This window comes from Dyadobacter chenhuakuii, assembly GCF_023821985.2.
In the GTDB taxonomy this organism is placed as follows: domain Bacteria; phylum Bacteroidota; class Bacteroidia; order Cytophagales; family Spirosomataceae; genus Dyadobacter; species Dyadobacter chenhuakuii.
This window is the reverse complement of sequence record NZ_CP098805.1, coordinates 2,974,292-2,992,491: the sequence shown is the minus strand read 5'-3', so window position 1 is coordinate 2,992,491 and position 18,200 is coordinate 2,974,292. Positions and strand designations below refer to the sequence as shown.

8 protein-coding genes are annotated in these 18,200 nt (G+C 46.9%); all 8 read left to right on the top strand.

Features of this window, described 5'->3' with window-relative positions; translation table 11 throughout:
- The first annotated feature begins 90 nt into the window (after nucleotides 1-90).
- The 8 genes from NFI80_RS12380 to NFI80_RS12345 all read left to right on the top strand — a co-directional run bounded on the left by NFI80_RS12380 (nucleotide 91) and on the right by NFI80_RS12345 (nucleotide 18,100).
- A complete protein-coding gene (locus tag NFI80_RS12380) occupies nucleotides 91-3,402 on the top strand; it encodes a VCBS repeat-containing protein (RefSeq protein WP_235162885.1) in 3,312 nt (1,103 codons plus the stop codon).
- A 239-nt stretch (nucleotides 3,403-3,641) separates the two neighbouring features.
- Nucleotides 3,642-6,746, top strand: coding sequence for a SusC/RagA family TonB-linked outer membrane protein (locus NFI80_RS12375; protein WP_235158282.1), 3,105 nt, complete (start codon nucleotides 3,642-3,644; stop codon nucleotides 6,744-6,746).
- 8 nt (nucleotides 6,747-6,754) lie between these two features.
- Entirely contained in the window at nucleotides 6,755-8,359 is a 1,605-nt protein-coding gene (locus tag NFI80_RS12370) for a SusD/RagB family nutrient-binding outer membrane lipoprotein (RefSeq protein WP_235162886.1), read from the top strand.
- Between the two features lie 143 nt (nucleotides 8,360-8,502).
- A complete protein-coding gene (locus tag NFI80_RS12365) occupies nucleotides 8,503-11,817 on the top strand; it encodes a VCBS repeat-containing protein (protein ID WP_235162887.1) in 3,315 nt (1,104 codons plus the stop codon).
- The gene (locus tag NFI80_RS12360; RefSeq protein WP_310587984.1) at nucleotides 11,814-13,133 is read left to right on the top strand and encodes a vanadium-dependent haloperoxidase; all 1,320 of its coding nucleotides are present in this window, start codon (nucleotides 11,814-11,816) and stop codon (nucleotides 13,131-13,133) included. Before NFI80_RS12365 ends, NFI80_RS12360 begins: the two co-directional genes overlap by 4 nt.
- Nucleotides 13,134-13,212: 79 nt before the next feature.
- Nucleotides 13,213-13,884, top strand: a complete 672-nt coding sequence (locus tag NFI80_RS12355; protein WP_235162888.1) for an outer membrane beta-barrel protein — start codon at nucleotides 13,213-13,215, stop codon at nucleotides 13,882-13,884.
- A 120-nt stretch (nucleotides 13,885-14,004) separates the two neighbouring features.
- Complete coding sequence (locus NFI80_RS12350) at nucleotides 14,005-14,880, top strand: ThuA domain-containing protein (protein ID WP_235162889.1); 876 nt, start codon at nucleotides 14,005-14,007, stop codon at nucleotides 14,878-14,880.
- Nucleotides 14,881-14,926: 46 nt separating this feature from the next.
- Complete coding sequence (locus tag NFI80_RS12345; RefSeq protein WP_235162890.1) at nucleotides 14,927-18,100, top strand: PVC-type heme-binding CxxCH protein; 3,174 nt, start codon at nucleotides 14,927-14,929, stop codon at nucleotides 18,098-18,100.
- Nucleotides 18,101-18,200: the final 100 nt, after the last annotated feature.

Genomic DNA, 18,200 nt, shown 5'->3' with positions numbered 1-18,200 from the left:
AATATGAAGCAAAGAGGCGGGCGATATGCCTGCCTCTTTGTTATAGAAAAGTAATCCTTTCTTTTGTAATCCAATCAGTATGAATTATTAATGAAAAATAGCTGCGCCTTCCTCTTTCTGATATTGCTGATGGCCTCATGCCAATCAAGAGACACGCTATTCACTTTACTTAAATCAGGTGAAACGGGGATCGACTTTAATAATTTTATTGACGAGGACTCTACCAATAATGTGCTCGAATATGGTTATTTCTACAATGGCGGCGGCGTTGCAGCGGCGGATTTCAATAACGATGGCCTCGTTGATCTGTACTTTACCGGAAACATGGTAGCCAATAAATTATATCTTAATAAGGGAGATTTTGAGTTTGACGATATTTCCGAAAAGTCAGGAACAGCCCTGAACGAGGGCTGGAAAACGGGAGTTTCGGTTGTGGACATTAACGACGACGGATGGATCGACATCTTTGTATCACGCGCCGGCGCGCAGGATCCGCGGCTAAGGAGCAAGTTGCTTTACATTAATAATGGTAAAACTGCCGACGGCATTCCAACATTTACCGAAAAGGCAGCTGAGTATGGGCTGGACGACAAATCTTACACAACCCAAACAGTATTTTTTGACTACGACCGCGATGGCGACACAGATTGTTTTTTGTTAAATCACTCTGTTCAGAAATACGCAGGTTTTAGTAATCTTCTTGCCAGTTACCGTGCGCAGCGCAACGATGCATATGGCAATAAACTGCTCCGCAACGACGGTGGCAGGTTTAGCAATGTAACGGATTCGTCCGGCATTATTTCAAATGTTCTGAGCTTTGGATTGGGGGTGAATGTGTCTGATTTTGACAATGACGGCTGGCAGGATATATACATTTCCAATGATTACAATGAGAACGACTATTTGTATCTCAATCAAAAAAACGGAACATTCAAGGAGGTGATCAGGGAGGCAACGGGTCATGTTTCACTTTATTCGATGGGGACCGATGCGGCCGATCTGAACAACGACGGCCTTACTGACCTGCTCACACTCGACATGCTGCCTGCATCCAACGAACGCATTAAGCTGACGTCAGGCGATGACAATTACGATAAATATCAGCAGCTGCTCAATGCTGGCTTCCATGACCAGACCATGCGTAACATGCTCCAAATCAACAACGGCGTGAACACGAACGGCGTGCCCGTTTTCAGCGAAATAGGCCAGTTAGCAGGCGTTTCGAACACCGATTGGAGCTGGGCGGCGCTTATGGGCGATTTCGATAATGATGGCTGGAAGGACATTTTCGTGTCCAATGGCTATGCCCGCGATTATACCAATATGGAGTTTCTGAAATACTCAACGGATGTGCAGGTGAAGGCAGTGCAAGGCGGAAAGACGCCCACACAAATGGAAATTATCGCTGAAATGCCTCCTATTGACGAACCAGACTATATTTTCCAGAATCAGAAAGGATTGACATTCACCAAAAAAATCAAGGAATGGGGTTTTGAAAAGGCAAATCAATCCAACGGCGCAATCTACGCGGACCTGGATAATGACGGTGACCTGGACATTGTCACAAATAATGTGAACCAACCGGCATTTGTTTATAAAAACAATGCAGAAACCAAGCTAAAATCCAACTATCTCAAAGTAAAACTGGAATCGCCCAGGTACGCATTCCTGGCCGGGACAAAACTGACGCTCTATTCCGATTCACTCACACAAACACAACATTTCATGCCCGTCCGCGGCTTCCAGTCTGCGCAATGGGATCAGGTACATTTTGGTCTAAGAAATGAAAGCAGGGTCGATTCGCTGGTTATAGCCTGGGCAGACGGCAGTAGGCAGACATTGAAAAATCCGGCAGCGAACAAGTCCTTGATTGTGAAGTATAGCGATGCTAAAAAGCTTCCCGAGGCGCCAGTTGTCAGACCATTCACTTACTGGGAGCCGGTTGACGGAGTTGACTTCACACACATGGAGGATGCGAGAAATGATTTCCGGATACAGACTTTGCTGCCGAATATGCTCAGTTACCAGGGCCCGAAAATCGCTCAAAAGGACATTAACGGCGACGGAACAGATGATTTTTACATTGGCGGCGCAAGAGGGCAGGGCGGAAGTTTGTTCATCAGTAAAAATGGAAAATTCGTCCAGTCGCCACAGCCTGAATTTGCAGGCAGGGAAGGATATGAGGATGCCGAAGCCGTATTTTTGGACGCAGACCGGGATGGAGATCAGGATTTGTTGGTTGTGAGTGCAGGTTATGAACTTAATCGGGAGGATAGAATGGCTATGCCCCGGTTGTATACCAATGTAAACGGCACATTTGTAAGGACTTACTTCCCAAACCTCGCAGGCAATGCCGGGACGATAGCCGTTTCGGATATCGATAGCGACGGCGATCTGGATGTTTTTGTGGGCGTCCGCGTTACGCCCGGAAGGTTTCCTGAAAGTGCAGGTGGTTTCCTGTATACGAACAATGGAAAAGGCTATTTCACAGATCAAACAGAGCTTCTGGCGCCTCAGCTCGCGAGAGCGGGTATGGTAACCGATGCTGTTTTTGAAGATCTGAACAAAGATGGCTATCCCGAGCTGATCCTCACCGCCGACTGGAAACCGATCCAGGTTTTCAGCAACAAAGCCGGCCGGTTAACTGACGCCAGCACAATGTACGGAACCGCTGGCACAAACGGTTGCTGGAATGTCATCAAGCCAGCGGACCTCGATAATGACGGCGACATGGATTTTGTGGTTGGCAATATGGGGACAAACTGGCAATGGAACCTCACTTCCCCCGACAGCCTATCTTTATATGCAGCTGATTACGATAATTTGCAACGGATTGTCCCGGTCATCACCGTCACGCAGGACGGTCGGGAAGCGCCTTATGCGAGCCGGGATGAATTATTGGATCAGATCCCGTCGCTGAAAAAGAAATACACCGACTACGTTTCCTATTCCAAAGCCAGCCTCTCGGACATGCTGCCAGCAGAAAAATTAAAAAATGCACAAAAGCTGACGGCAAAGATTTATAAGAGCGGCATTCTCGAAAACAAAAACGGAAAGCTGGTTTTCCATCCCCTGCCCATTGAAGCACAGTTTTCTCCTGTTTATGCCATTTCACTTTTTGATATGAATGCGGATGGCAAGTCGGACATCATCCTGGGTGGTAACCTCAAACAAACGCGTGTCCGGATCGGGAAAAGCGACGCCAGTTACATTCAGGTTTTTCTTAACAAAGGCAATCTTTCTTTTCAATATCTTCCCCAATACCAGAGCGGATTTTTCACAACCGGCGAAGTCCGTGACCTGGCGCTTGTCTCGTCCGGGCAGGAAACCCGGCTACTGGCAGCTTTGAATAATGCGAAGCTGGTTACTTATCAACTCCGCAAGCCAGCCTCAAAAAAATAATTGGTTTTGCTTCCCAACCCAGCATACTTACGGGCACCTACACTTATGACAAAAGAGTTATTAAAATGTATCATTTCAACATTAACTTAACATTAAAAAAATAAAAATCTATTAATGCTTTCTTAAAATTATTTAATTAGCTTAGAACTTAGGATATTTGCCGAATGATGAGACCGAGCGTTTAATCTTCGGCCGATACATGTTTTAACCTAATTTTGGTCTATTAATTTATCCTAACTATGAAAGAAAAGCTATTAAAAAGTTGTTCAGGGGGATTTATTCCACTTGTCGTTTTTTTACTTTTTGCTTCATTATCTGTCTTCGCACAAGGAAGAACGGTAACGGGCAAGGTGACTGACGAGAAAGATGGGGGGCTTCCCGGAGCATCTGTGACGGTAAAGGGTTCCACGAGGGGAACGAACTCGGATGCAGAAGGAAACTTCTCCATTTCGGGCGTGCAGGATACGGACGTGTTGGTTTTTAGCTCCATTGGTTTTTTGAAGCAAGAGATCAGCATCGGTAACAAATCCGTAGTGGATGTGAAAATGACACCTGACGTGGCGAACCTGGAAGAAGTGGTTGTGACGGCTTTGGGTATTTCCAAAGAAGCCAGAAAACTGGGCTATTCAGTAACAACGATCGGTGGCGAAGTGATGACAAGAGCTCGTGAAACGAACGTAGCCAACTCACTGGCAGGACGTGTGGCCGGTTTGAACGTAAAAGGAACAAGCGGCGGCCCCGGTGGAACAGCTAAAATCCTTATGCGCGGTATGCCAAGTATGAACTCGGGTGGTTCACCATTGATCGTCATCAACGGCGTTCCGATGGATAACACGCAGCGTGGAAGTGCAGGAGAATGGGGTGGTGCTGACGGCGGAGACGGAATTGGTAACCTTAACCCGGACGATATCGAGTCAATGACCGTTCTGAAAGGTCAGGCTGCATCCGCTTTGTTTGGTGCGCGCGCGTCCAACGGGGTTATTTTGGTTAAAACAAAAGCAGGGAAAAAAGGCGATTTCTCCGTGGATTACAATTTGAACTATTCCATGGATGAGCCCCGCAACATGACTGATTTTCAATATGAATTCGGTCAGGGAGATGCAGGTATGAAACCGACTACTGCTGTGGCAGCGCAGCAAACTGCACGCCAGGCATGGGGTGCAAGACTGGATGGCTCACAAGCGATCCAGTTTGACGGTAAAAACTATGCTTACTCTGCTCAGAAAGACAATATCAAGAATTTCTATCGCATGGGTTCCAACTTCACAAACAGTGTTGCAGTAACCAAAGGCGGCGATAACGGATCATTCCGTTTATCACTTGCAAATCTTGATACGAAATCAATCATTGAAAACAGCGGATTGGGCAGAAAAACGATCAACCTTACAGCTGATCAGAACATTACCAAGAGGCTGAGCATTAATGTAATGGCCAATTACATTGACGAAAAAATCAAAGGCAAGCCTGTATTGAGCGATGGTCCGATGAATGCCAACAACGGTATTTTCCTTGCACCAAACATTGATCAGCGTATTCTTGCGCCGGGCTTCAATCCTGAAACTGGAAAAGAGATCGTTTTCAGTGATGACGAATATGTTACAAACCCATATTTTGTTGTTAACCAGTTTGTTAATGACGTAAAACGGAAACGTTTGATCTCTGCTGTTGCAGTGAAATATCAGTTCGCTGACTGGATCTATGCACAGGGAAGAGTTGGTTATGACAATGCGAATGACCGTATTTTCAAAGTAACTCCTTGGGGAACAGGTTTTTCTCAGAATGGTAAAGGTGCACTGGATGAGCTTTCCAATGCACAGCGTACAGAAATCAACGTAGATGGATTGTTGGGCGTTACCAAAAGCTTCGGCGAAGATTTCACCGTAGACGCGATCCTGGGTGCTAACCTTCGTAAAAATCAGTACGAGAAAGTGCAGATCGGCGGTGGCCCGTTTGTTCTTCCTTATTTGTACAGCTGGAACAACGTGGTGAATTTCAACAGGAACTATGAAGTTCAGAACAGCGAAGTTCAGTCGGCTTATTACAGTGTTGATCTTGGATACAAAGGCATCCTGAATTTGAGCACAACCGGCCGGTATGACTCTTACTCAACCCTGCCAAACAGTGCAAGAAGCATTTTTACACCTTCTGTGACAGGTTCATTCATTTTTACGGATCTTCTGAACTCATCTGCACTTAGCTTCGGTAAGGTTCGCGCTTCTTACGCCCGTACGAGCGGAGAGCCTGCAACGCCTTATGGAACAGCTATTTACTATGGTGTAGGAAACTCCTTCAATGGCGTTCCGACAGGTAATTTCAGCGATGAGCTTCCAAACTTATTCCTGAAACCATTTACCAAAAGCGAAGTTGAAGTAGGGCTTGAAATGAAATTCTTCGGAAGCCGTCTTGGATTGGATGTTTCTTACTACGATCAGAAAACGAAAAACGAAATCATGCCCGCAACATACAGCAGCGCAACAGGTTACGTAAGAGGTGTGGTAGGAACAGGTTCAGTTCAAAACAGAGGTCTGGAAGTAATGTTGACAGGCTCGCCTGTAAGAACTTCGAAATTCGAATGGAATGTATCTTTCAACCTGACATCAGTTAAAAACAAAATCCTGAGCACAGACCAGGACAACCTGGACATTAACCTGGGTTCCAACCGTGCAACATTGGGTAATGCAGTAACGGCGTTCGTAGTAGGAGAGGCTGGTCCGCAGATCCGTGCATATGATTACAAGTATCACGCAAATGGCCAGATCATTGTAGATGCTTCGGGTTTGCCTGTTCGCGATGACAAGTTGACGAGCTTCGGATCGGTGTTGCCAACATTGTATGGCGGACTTAACAACGACATCCGGTTGGGCGACTTCAATTTTGGTGTTTTGGTTGATTACAACTATGGCAACAAAATCCTTTCTGCAACAGAAAACTACACTTACAGAAACGGTTTGAACAAAGCGACTCTGGTAGGCCGCGAAGGCGGTGTGACAACAGGCGTTACGGAAACAGGTGCACCTAACACGGTTACAGCCACTGCAAAAGCTTATTACACAGCCCTTGCAAACAATGTGACGGGAATAAGCGTTGTAGATGGTGACTTTATCAAACTTCGCCAGCTTACATTAGGTTACAACCTGCCCGCGAAAATGGTAGAAAAATGGCCATTGATCCGTGCCGTGAACATTTCCCTGGTTGGTCGGAATTTGCTGTATTTCTCAAGAGAAACCAAAAACATCGATCCGGAAGCTACTTTCGGTGCTAACCTGAGATACGCGGGTATCGAAGGAACCAGTTTACCTGCAACGCGCAATTATGGTGTGAACGTAAACTTCAAGTTTAAATGAAAATCGACATGAAAAAGAGTATTATAAGTATGATCATTCTGGCAGGGCTGCTTCCTTTGTCCTGTACAGATAGCTTTGACGAGCTGAACACCGACCCGACAAAAGCAACCGGCGAATCCTTCGATGCCAACCTGCTGCTGCCATCGGTTCAGTATAATTATGTGAATGCCACGGCAGGTTATAATGGCGGGATCCTGTTCCAGAGCATGTGGGTGCAGGTTCTTGCATCAACAACTTCCGGCGCAGCCAACTATTATTCCAACGGTGACAAATACGGGATTTCGAGTAACACCAACTCCTACCTGTCAAGCACATGGAACACGGGTTTCCGTGCAGCCAGCCTTGCCTATGAAATGGAGCAGCTTTCGAAAGACAAGCCTGCACTCGTGAACTTGATGAACATTGCGATCATTATGCAGGTGCAGAGCATTGCAACAATCTCCGACACTTACGGAGATGTGCCTTACACAGAGGCTTTGCAAGCAAAAACCGGCATTACATTGCCAGCATATGACACGCAGGAAGCGGTTTACAAGTCATTGCTGACCAAACTGGAAACAGCTTTGGGTGCTTTGAATGCAGATGCAGCCATTCCAACCAACGATTCTTTCGAGGGTTATGAAGGAAGCATTGTTAAATGGAAAAAGTATGGTTACTCGCTGATGTTGAAACTGGCGATGCGTTTGACAAAGGCAGATCCGGCAACAGCGAAGACTTATGCAGAGAAAGCAGCCGCCGGCGGCACGTTCGCAAGCGTTGCGGATGATGCCTATATCATTATGGACGAAGCCAATGGCTATAACAATGGTAACGGAGCAGCATTGTCTACACCAGCTGACATTTATCAGGTAAGATGGAGCAAGACAATGATTGATTATCTGAAAGCCACAAATGATCCGCGCTTAGGCCGGATTGCAGAAGTTCCTGCGGCTGGATTGACGGCTAATCAGGCACTGACTTCCTCTGGCAGCAGCGCTCCCGAAGTTCAGTTGGGTCTTCCAAATGGTTATGACCTGAATGGCGGCGCAACCGATATCTCTAAAAGCGCAGGTTATCCTGGCGGCACCGGAGCAGGCGCAAACGTAACGCCAATCGGCCGTTATTCCCGTCCTACTTCCATTTATCGGACCAGAAGTGCACCGCTTTTCGTACTTACTTATGCAGAAACAGAATTGTTGCTGGCAGAGGCTGTAACAAGAGGTTATGCAGTTGGCGGAACGGCAGCAGCGCATTATAAAAATGGCGTATCTGCCGGTATTCAGTCGCTTGGCAAATATGGCGAAGGTGCTGTGATCACGGCTGCGGTAGCTGATGCTTACGCAACGGCTCACCCGCTTGTGCCTGCCAATGCTTTGAAGCAGATCAATGAGCAGATATGGGCTACAACCGGTATTTTGTTCAACTTTACAGAATCATGGAACAACTGGAAGCGTTCCGGTTTCCCTGAGTTGAAACCTGTAAATTATGTAGGTAACTTCTCAGGAGGAGCAATTCCAAGAAGACAGCCTTACCCAACTACGGAGGCTGCTCAGAACGGAGCTAATTATAGCGAAGCAGTAGGCAGACTTTTCAGCGGAGACAACTGGGTTTCACGCATCTGGTGGGATAAGTAATAAATAAAATTAAAGCGGTAAGAAATGTAAATTTTCTTACCGCTTTCCAAAAATTGATTGCACTAAGTTTTAACTTCAACCTTTCGTTGAAGTTTTTTATTTTACAACATATCTTCCTCTTTTTAAACAGTCACAATAGATTAATGCATACAAAAAGGCTCCATCGTTACCTGATTTTTGCATTGTTTCTGACTCTTCATTTTGCTGCGGTCAGAGCGCAGCAGCCTTTGTTCCAATTGCTTCCTGCCAAACAAACCGGCATCAACTTCATCAACACCATTACCGAGGATGAAGGCCAGAATGTGATGTCGTACGAATATTTTTACAATGGCGGCGGCGTGGCAGTCGGCGACATTAATAACGATGGTTTCGAAGATCTTTTCTTTACCTCAAACATGGGGCCGAACAAGCTTTACCTCAATCTTGGCGCGACGAAAGGGCAGGCTTTAAAATTCAAGGACATTACCAATGCAGCAGGAAAAGGTTTGGAAGGCCGTAAAGACGGCTGGAAAACGGGTGTTACCATGGCCGATGTGAACGGCGACGGCCTGCTGGACATTTACATTTGCTACTCAGGTAAAGTGGCCGATGAAAAACGAAAAAATCAGCTTTTCATCAATCAGGGAAATCTTAAATTCCTCGAACAGGCCGCTCAATATGGCCTGGATAATATCAGTTATAGCACACAAGCAGCATTTTTTGACTACGACAACGACGGTGACCTGGATATGATGCTTTTGAACCATAGCATCAAGAAAATCGACAATATGGAGCTTGCGAAGGCCAAGCAAGAAACAGACATGCTCGCAGGAAATAAGTTATTTGAAAATCAGAAAAATCAATTCAAAGAAGTTACGCAAAAAGCTGGCATTCATCAGTATCCGCTCACATTCGGACTGGGTATGGCCATTGCAGACGTGAACCAGGACGGCTGGCAGGATATTTACGTGACCAACGATTACAACGAGTCGGATTATTTATATATCAACAATCAGGACGGGACATTCTCGGATGTTACCCAGCAGTATTTCAGGCATTTAGCTCAATTCTCTATGGGAATTGACATTGCTGATCTCAACAATGACGGCTTGCCTGATGTGATGTCGCTGGATATGCTTCCGGAAGATAATCAGCGTCAGAAACTATTGCAGTTACAGGAAAATTACGAAGCTTTTGAGCTTATGATGAACCAGAAGCTGCACAAGCAGTATATGCGAAACATGTTGCAGCTCAACAATGGCGACGGCACATTCAGCGAGATAGCCCAGTTCTCCGGCGTTTCCAATACAGACTGGAGCTGGAGCCCGCTGCTGGCGGATTTTGACAATGACGGTTACAAGGATCTTTTCGTTTCCAATGGCTATTTAAGGGATTACACCAATAAAGATTTTCTCAAATACTGGGGCGATTACAAGGTCAGAAGGGCCGTAGACAAGGAGCCTTTCTTGCTGATGGACCTGATCCGGGCGATGCCTTCGACCAAGCTGGCCAACTATATTTTTAAGAATAATAAGGATCTGACATTCAGTAAAATGCAGGAGCCGTGGGGACTGGCGCAGCCTGCGGTTTCCAGCGGTGCGGTTTATGCGGATCTGGACAATGATGGCGACCTGGACCTGGTTGTGAACAACATTAATGATCCGGCATTTGTATACCAGAATATGCAACAGGAGCAAACCGGCAACGCCTGGTTTCAGGTTAAGCTCAAAGACAATGCTGCCAACAAAAATGCGGTAGGAGCGAAAGTTTACATTTATACAAAAGGCACACAACAATATCAGGAAGTAAATCCCAACCGGGGTTATCTGTCGTGCACACCCACCCGGCTGCATTTTGGGTTAGGGGAAACGACCACCATTGATTCTGTGAAAGTGATCTGGCCTGGCGGAGCTGTTGAGTTATTACAAAACGTAAAAGCAAACCAATTACTGGTTATCGAGAAGGCGGGCAAAGCCAATGCAAAGCCATTAGCGGCTAAAACCAATGCGCCTGTTTTTCAAAAACAAAACAGCAGCATTACATATCAGCACGAAGGTTTTAATGAAAATGATTTCAAGCGTCAGCCATTAATGTTATCCATGTATTCCCAAACCGGCCCGATTGTGGCGAAGGGGGATCTGAATAAGGATGGTTTGGACGATGTTTTTGTAAGTGGCGATCAGAATAAGCAGGCGAAAATCTGGTTGCAGCAAAAAGACGGAACATTCAGTGAAATGCCTGATTTTGCCGTTGGCGACGAGAATATTTCCGCAGCCACTTCCGCCATCTTCTTTGATGCGAACGGCGATGGTTTTGACGATCTGTATGTGGCCAAAGGCGGCTATTCCATGTTTGAGCCGAACACGATTTCCTTACAGGATGAAATGTATCTCAATGACGGGAAAGGCAAGCTCAACCTGTCGGTTTTATCACTGCCCAACCTCAAATCCAGCAGTAAATCCTGCGTTCGCGCATTTGATTTTGATAAAGATGGTGATCAGGACCTTTTCGTCGGCGGCCGCATCATTCCGGGCCGCTATCCCGAAACGCCGGTTTCCTACTTGCTGATCAATGACGGAAAGGGCAATTACAAAGTCAAAGATTCGCCGTTTTTCAAAATAGGCATGGTTACCGACGCGCAATGGGCGGATCTGGACGCGGACGGAAATGTTGAGCTCGTTATTTGCGGCGAAATGATGGCAATAAAAGTCTTTTCTTTCAGTAATAATGATTTCACAGACAATACATTAAAGTTCTTCAAACGGGAGGAATCCGGATTCTGGTCATCGCTTTTCATCGGCGATCTGGATCAGGATGGTAAGCTGGACATTGTGGCTGGCAATATGGGCCTTAACACGCAGATCAAAGCATCCGAAAAGGAACCGGCAGAACTCTATTATGCGGATTTTGACAAAAACGGCTCCATCGATCCCTTTTTCAGTTTTTATGTTCAGGGTAAATCCTATCCCTTCGTCAGCCGCGATGAACTGAATGATCAGATTTATCCTATGCGTAAGAAATTTCCTTACTATAAAGATTATGCAAATGCTTCCATCACCAATGTGTTTTCGAATGAGGAACTTAGCAACGCAACCAGGCTGGAAGCAACGGAAATGCGTTCCGTGTGCTTTTTGAATAAGAACGGAACATTTGAAAAACAACCTTTGCCCGTGCAGGCGCAGTTTGCACCTGTGACCATGATCGCATCCGGTGATTATAACCAGGATGGGAAGACAGACCTGCTTTTAATGGGGAACAAGACCGATAACCGGCTGAAAATCGGCAGTATGGATGCAAATTACGGCTGTCTGCTAGTAGGGGACGGCAAAGGTGGTTTCGCTTACATTCCACAGCCGCTTTCGGGTTTATCGGTGACGGGCGACGTGAAATCCTGCATTCAAATTGACATTAATAAAGCGCCTTGTCTGGTTGTGGGTGCATTTAATGAGTCATTACAATTTTACAAAAGAACAAAGTGATCCGGGTATTTTTCATATTGGCATTACTGGTGAGCCAGGCCGCAGTGGCACAAAAGACAAAAGCTGAGCTACGGACACACTTGCAGCCTGCCGTTTTTTCGGTCACAATGGTGATGATCCATGATGTGGTTAACCCGCCGGCGGCGAGCCGTTTTTACACTTATTGCCTCATGGGCGCTTATGACATTGTAGCGCAGCACAACAAGCAGATCGTGCCGCCCACCAAATTCATCCCGGGCATTCAACCCGCGAGCATTACGGCCGCACCTGGCTATAATTACCAGATCGCCGCGCTTTACTGCATTCTCGAAACAGGCAGGCTTATTCTTCCATCGGGTTATATGCTGGAAGAGAACCAGAAAAAGCTCATTATAGCGTTGCTCCGGCAGGGACATGCTCAAAAAACCATTGATCAGGCAATTGCCGTTGCCCAGGAAGTAGCCAAACAAACCGTTGCCTACGCCAACACAGATGGTTATTTGAAATTAAGCACCAGGCTGCGCTACCGTCCGAAAAAAGGCGAGGCATACTGGTATCCGACGCCCCCGGGATATATGGAAGGCATCGAGCCGCACTGGAAAACCATCCGCACGATGATGATCGACTCGTGCAATCAGTTTTTGCCAAAGCCGCCGGTTGCGTTCAGTAAGGATAGCACCAGTGAATTTTACCGGCTTTCCAAAGAAGTGTATGACGTAGGCCGGAACATGACCGAAAAAGAGCGTTTTATCGCTTCCTATTGGGATTGTAACCCGTTCGCGATCAACACTTCGGGTCATATGTCCATTGGTTTTAAAAAAATAAGCCCGGGCGGGCACTGGATGAACATTACGAGCATTGCCACCACAAAAGCAGGTCTGGATCTGGATAAAGGCATTATGGTGCATGCATTGACGGCGGCGACGCTGCTGGATTCTTTCATCAGCTGCTGGGACGAAAAATACCGGAGCAGCCGCGTCCGCCCCGAAACCGTGATCACCCGCTACATCGACCAGAAGTGGCAACCGCTGCTGCAAACGCCGCCTTTTCCCGAATACACAAGCGGCCACAGCGTAATTTCCACAGCCGTGGCGGAAACATTAACCTATCTTTTGGGTGATAATTTTTCTTTCAGGGACGATACAGAAGTGATTTTTGACCTGCCCACACGTGATTTCAGATCATTCAGGCAAGCTGCCGAGGAAGCGGCCATTTCCAGGTTGTACGGCGGCATACATTACCGCGATGCGATTGAAAACGGCCAGAGCCAGGGCAAAGCGATTGGCGATTTTATTGTGGATAAATTAAAAGCAAACGGCATAAAACCCGCCATTTGACAAATATCAGAATCCCAACCTCCCGACTTTCCTGCTAAATCAGTAGTTTTGGGAACTGTGTTTCAGGTCTACTCACGTAATGAAAAACATAACAATCATTTTGCTGCTGCTCATTTGCCTACCCTGTATGCCTCTCTGTGCGCAGGAAACGGTGAAAAATGAGGTAGAGACAGCGGACAGCAAATGGAAGTTTGGTGTCAATGGCGGTTATGGACAACGCGTTTTCCGATCCCGGCCCATTTTCGACAACGACCGGAAGCGTTACGTGAAAGATTTCAAATCCGGTATTTCCTATGGGGGCGAAGTGGCTTACTTTCCCTGGAAAAAGGTGGGTTTTGGTGTTAAATACGACCGTTACCAAAGCAAAGCCAGCCAAGGCAATGTCATGACAGAAGATGTTGCAATCCAGTTTCTGGGCGGTGAAGTCATTCATAAGGCGATCATGAAAAACCCCAAAAATGCCATCTTAACCTCATTATTACTTGGTTACCAGCCATATCGCAACCATACCCAGGTTGGAGACAATGCATTTACATTCAACGGCAAAACAATGGGCTGGGGCGTGAGTGTAGGGGCGGAGCATCGTTTCAGCCGGAAATTTGCGCTCAACCTCACCGGTTCTGCCATGATGGGCGCAGTGTTCCGTCTGCAGCGCAAGACGGACATTAATACAGAGACACTTCATTTGTCAAAAGACGACAGCGTGGACCTTTCCAGGTTCTCTGTTTCACTGGGATTCAGCTTTTTTTAAAGTTGTATGAAAAAGTAAGGGAAAAATTGGATGAAACAGTCTTCATTAGAAAGACAGTAGTTTCTTCCGTATTTTACGTTATATCCTGACAGTCCCACTTTGATCCTAAAACTCTTTACCATGAATGTACGTAAGCGTTGCTTCGTTCTCTGCGCTTTGTTGTTTGGCGTTTTGCTGCACATTAACACAACATTTGCCCAATCCACTACTAAAAATAGAAAGCCGGTTGTCGTGTTTGTAACAGGCGACCATGAGTACAGCGGCGAAGAAACGCTGCCGATCATTGCCGCCGAACTTGAAAAGAACTACGGTATGAAAGCCATTGTCCTCAAAGCTTATCCCGGGCCCAACAGTGAGAATGACATTCCAGGCCTGGAAGCGTTGAAGGATGCCGATCTTGCCGTTTTTTATCTTCGCTGGCGGCAGCTTCCCAAAGAACAACTGGCGCACATTGATGCCTATCTCAAATCGAAAAAGCCATTAATGGGCTTCCGGACAACCACCCATGCATTTAATTATCCTAAGGGAAATGAAAATGAGAAGTGGAATGCATTCGGGGAGTTTGCGCTGAATTCGCCTCCGGGCTGGGGCGGCGCTGCCAAGCATACCCATTACGGCCATAATAGCAGCACGGATGTAACAACCATTCCGGATCAGGCCAAGAATCCGATTTTAACAGGTGTTACAACACCATTTCACGCAAGATCCTGGTTGTACAGGGTCCTTCCTGATTATCCTACCAAAGGTTCAACATTGCTTTTAATGGGCAAATCTGTTGACCCGGATAAGGAAGCAATTGAAAATCCGGTTGCCTGGACCGGGACCAATTCATTTGGTGCAAAGATCTTCATGACCACATTAGGCCATCCCGACGATTTTAAGATTGAATCTTTCCAAAGGCTGGTTATTAACGCCATACATTGGGAATTAGGCATGAAAATCCCAAAATGGAAAGGTAAAATGGACATTAATGTGCAGTATAGAGAAGCAAAATAATTGAAATAATACATCCTAAATCCCCACTTAAAGCTTATCAACCGAAATGTCTAAACCCAAAAGAATCAGTATATACACATCGCTCATTGTGTTCGGACTGATCATTATCGCATTTAGTGCCTTTCAATTCAATAGATCAGCATCATTAACCATTAAAAAGGGCTCCCGCATTGTATTGCTGGGGAACAACCTGGGTTCGCGGATGATGAATTACGATAATTTCGAAACGGAGCTGCACGTGCGGTATCCCGAGGAAATGCTCTACATCCGCAATATGTGCGATGGTGGCGACACCCCTGGTTTCCGGCCGCACGCAAGCCGTAACCTGCCATGGGCCTTTCCGGGAGCTGAAAAGTTCCAGACTGAACTGGCCAACCCATCGCAAAGTGAGGGACATCTGGACACGCCGGATCAGTGGCTCACGCGCCTGAGACCGGACGTGATCATTGCATTCTTTGGCTATAACGAGTCATTTCAGGGAAAAGAGGGACTTGAAAATTACAAGGCTGAGCTGGACGCATTTATCAAACATACATTAAGCCAGAAATACAACGGAGCCGCAGCGCCTCAGCTGGCCATCGTCTCGCCGATCGCTTTCGAAGATCTTTCAGCCAAATTCGACCTTCCTAATGGCAAAAAGGAAAATGAGAACCTGGCGCTTTATGCAAAAGGAATGAAGGAAATCGCGGCAAAAAACAATGTGCTTTTTGTTGACGCATTTGCGCCTTCGAAGCAATGGTATGCCGATAGCAAAGAGGATCTGACCATTGACGGCTCGCAATTGAATGAGGCTGGCTATAAAAAACTGGGTGTCCTGCTTGCAGACCAGGTTTTTGGCAAAGCATCACCAAAAGCAGAGGCCAACCGGAAAATGGTGAAGGACGCTGTGGATGAGAAGAACTGGATGTGGCACAATGATTTCAAGATCCCGAATGGTGTCCACGTTTATGGCCGTCGTTACAATCCTTTCGGTCCTGATAATTATCCTGCTGAAATAGAGAAAATCCGTGAAATGACGGATATCCGGGACAAGGCGATCTGGCTGGCAGCATCGAAAGGCCAGAAAACGGACCTTGCGGCGGCAGATAAAAACACGAAACCCCTGCCTCCGGTCAAAACGAATTTTAATCCTGAGAAAAACGGAAGCCTTCAATATTTGTATGGGAAAGATGCTCTTGCCAAGCTGAAAGTGCCGGAAGGGTATAAAATCGAGCTTTTCGCTTCGGAAGAGGAATTTCCGGATCTGGCAAAGCCTATGCAGATGTCATTTGACAACAAAGGCCGTCTGTGGATCGCGACCATGCCAAGTTACCCGCATTACAAGCCGGGCGATTCAAAACCGAATGACAAGATCATTATCCTGGAAGATACCAATGGCGACGGAAAAGCGGATAAGCAAACCGTTTTTGCAGATGGGCTGCATTTGCCGCTTGGTTTTGAGATCGCTCCGGAAGGCGTCTACATTTCGCAGGGAACAAATCTGAAATTGTACACAGATACGAATGGCGACGACAAAGCGGATAAAAGTGAAATCCTGCTCAGCGGATTCGACGATCACGATACGCACCATAACAGCCACGCTTTTACGGTTGACCCTTCGGGCGCTATTTATTCAGGTGAAGGGGTGTTTTTGCATACCAATGTTGAAACTTCTTACGGGCCGGTGCGGGCGACGAATGGTGGATTTTACAGATATGCGCCGCAACTAAGGAAACTGGAACGCACCGCGCAGCTTTCGATCCCAAATCCCTGGGGCATTGCATTTGATGACTGGGGACAGCCGTTTTTCGCTGAAACTTCCAGTCCGGATGTGCGATGGATGTTGCCGGGCTCCATTTTGCCCCGCTACGGAGAAGCCAACCATAAATCGGTTCAGCTGATAGAAGAAAAACACAGGGTAAGGCCCACTTCAGGTCTGGAATTCGTTTCCAGCCGCCATTTCCCGGATGAATTGCAAGGCGACTTTCTGATCAATAACACGATTGGTTTTTTGGGGACAAAAGAGCATACATTAAAGGACGATGGCACGGGATACAAAAGCACGCACCGCATGGACCTGATCGTAAGCGAAGACCGCAATTTCCGTCCGGTGGACATGGAATTCGCCCCCGACGGCTCCCTTTACCTTATCGACTGGCACAATATCCTCATCGGTCACATGCAGCACAATGCCCGCGATCCTTTGCGCGATCACTCGCACGGCCGCGTTTACCGTGTTACGTATCCTTCGCGCCCGTTGGTAACGCCAGCAAAAGTGGATGGCGCCAGCATTGATGAGCTTTTGGAAAACCTGAAATTGCCAGAATACCGCACGCGATACAGGACCAGACGTGAACTCAGAGGCCGTAATGCTTCGGAAGTGCTGCCAAAAATTACCAAGTGGGTTGCCGGACTGGATAAAAATGATCCAAGATACGAACACCACCTGCTGGAAGGATTATGGGTAACATGGGGCCTTAATAAAGTGGATCAGAAGCTGTTGAAGCAGGTTTTGAAGGCAAAGGATTATCATGCAAGGGCCGCGGCCGTACAAGTTGTGCGTTACACGGGCCATCAGGTGCCGGATCAGGCCGACCTGCTGATGCAGGCTGCACGGGACGAAAACAGCCGGGTTAGGCTTGTGGCCATTGTCGCTGCTTCCTGGATCGAAAAAGAGAAAGGGCTTGCTGTGCTGGCAGAGGCGAAAAAGTTGCCGCTCGATGACTGGACGATCCATGCATACGAAGGCGCGCTCGCCCACCTTAATGGTGAGAACATGAAAAAAGAAAAGCAGGAAGTGACGCAAACGGCACTGAAAGGCAAAGCGCTCGAATTGTATACATTAGGCAAAACTATTTATGCAAAAGAAGGATATTGTGCAACTTGCCATCAGCCTGACGGAAAGGGGCTTACAGCGTCCGGGTTCCCGCCATTGGCAGGCACCCCTTGGGTGCTGGGCAGCGATGAGCGGTTGATCAAGCTGGCTTTGAAAGGATTGCTGGGGCCGATTGAGGTCAATGGACAGAAATATCCTGGTCAGGTGCCTATGACGCCATTTGCCGGCTTGCTGAATGATGATGAAATGGCTGCCGTGCTTACTTACGTCAGGAATTCATTTGGAAACAAAGGCCCCGCCATCATGCCTGAAAAAGTGAAGCAGGTAAGGGCCGCAACGGAGAGCAAAAAAGACTTTTATTCTCCTGACCAGTTGCTGAAAGAGCATCCGCTGGAAAAAATGTAGACTACATTGCTTTATACAAAAAGGCTATTTTCCGAAGGGGAAATAGCCTTTTTTTTGGTTTACGAATTCATCTGCGTTTCGTTTGTAACTCGGCGGTTAT

Bases quoted from the DNA above. Each gene is read 5' to 3' on its own strand.
- NFI80_RS12380 (WP_235162885.1), top strand. From the start codon at position 91: ATGAAAAATAGCTGCGCCTTCCTCTTTCTGATATTGCTGATGGCCTCA.
- NFI80_RS12375 (WP_235158282.1), top strand. From the start codon at position 3,642: ATGAAAGAAAAGCTATTAAAAAGTTGTTCAGGGGGATTTATTCCACTT.
- NFI80_RS12370 (WP_235162886.1), top strand. From the start codon at position 6,755: ATGAAAAAGAGTATTATAAGTATGATCATTCTGGCAGGGCTGCTTCCT.
- NFI80_RS12365 (WP_235162887.1), top strand. From the start codon at position 8,503: ATGCATACAAAAAGGCTCCATCGTTACCTGATTTTTGCATTGTTTCTG.
- NFI80_RS12355 (WP_235162888.1), top strand. From the start codon at position 13,213: ATGAAAAACATAACAATCATTTTGCTGCTGCTCATTTGCCTACCCTGT.
- NFI80_RS12350 (WP_235162889.1), top strand. From the start codon at position 14,005: ATGAATGTACGTAAGCGTTGCTTCGTTCTCTGCGCTTTGTTGTTTGGC.
- NFI80_RS12345 (WP_235162890.1), top strand. From the start codon at position 14,927: ATGTCTAAACCCAAAAGAATCAGTATATACACATCGCTCATTGTGTTC.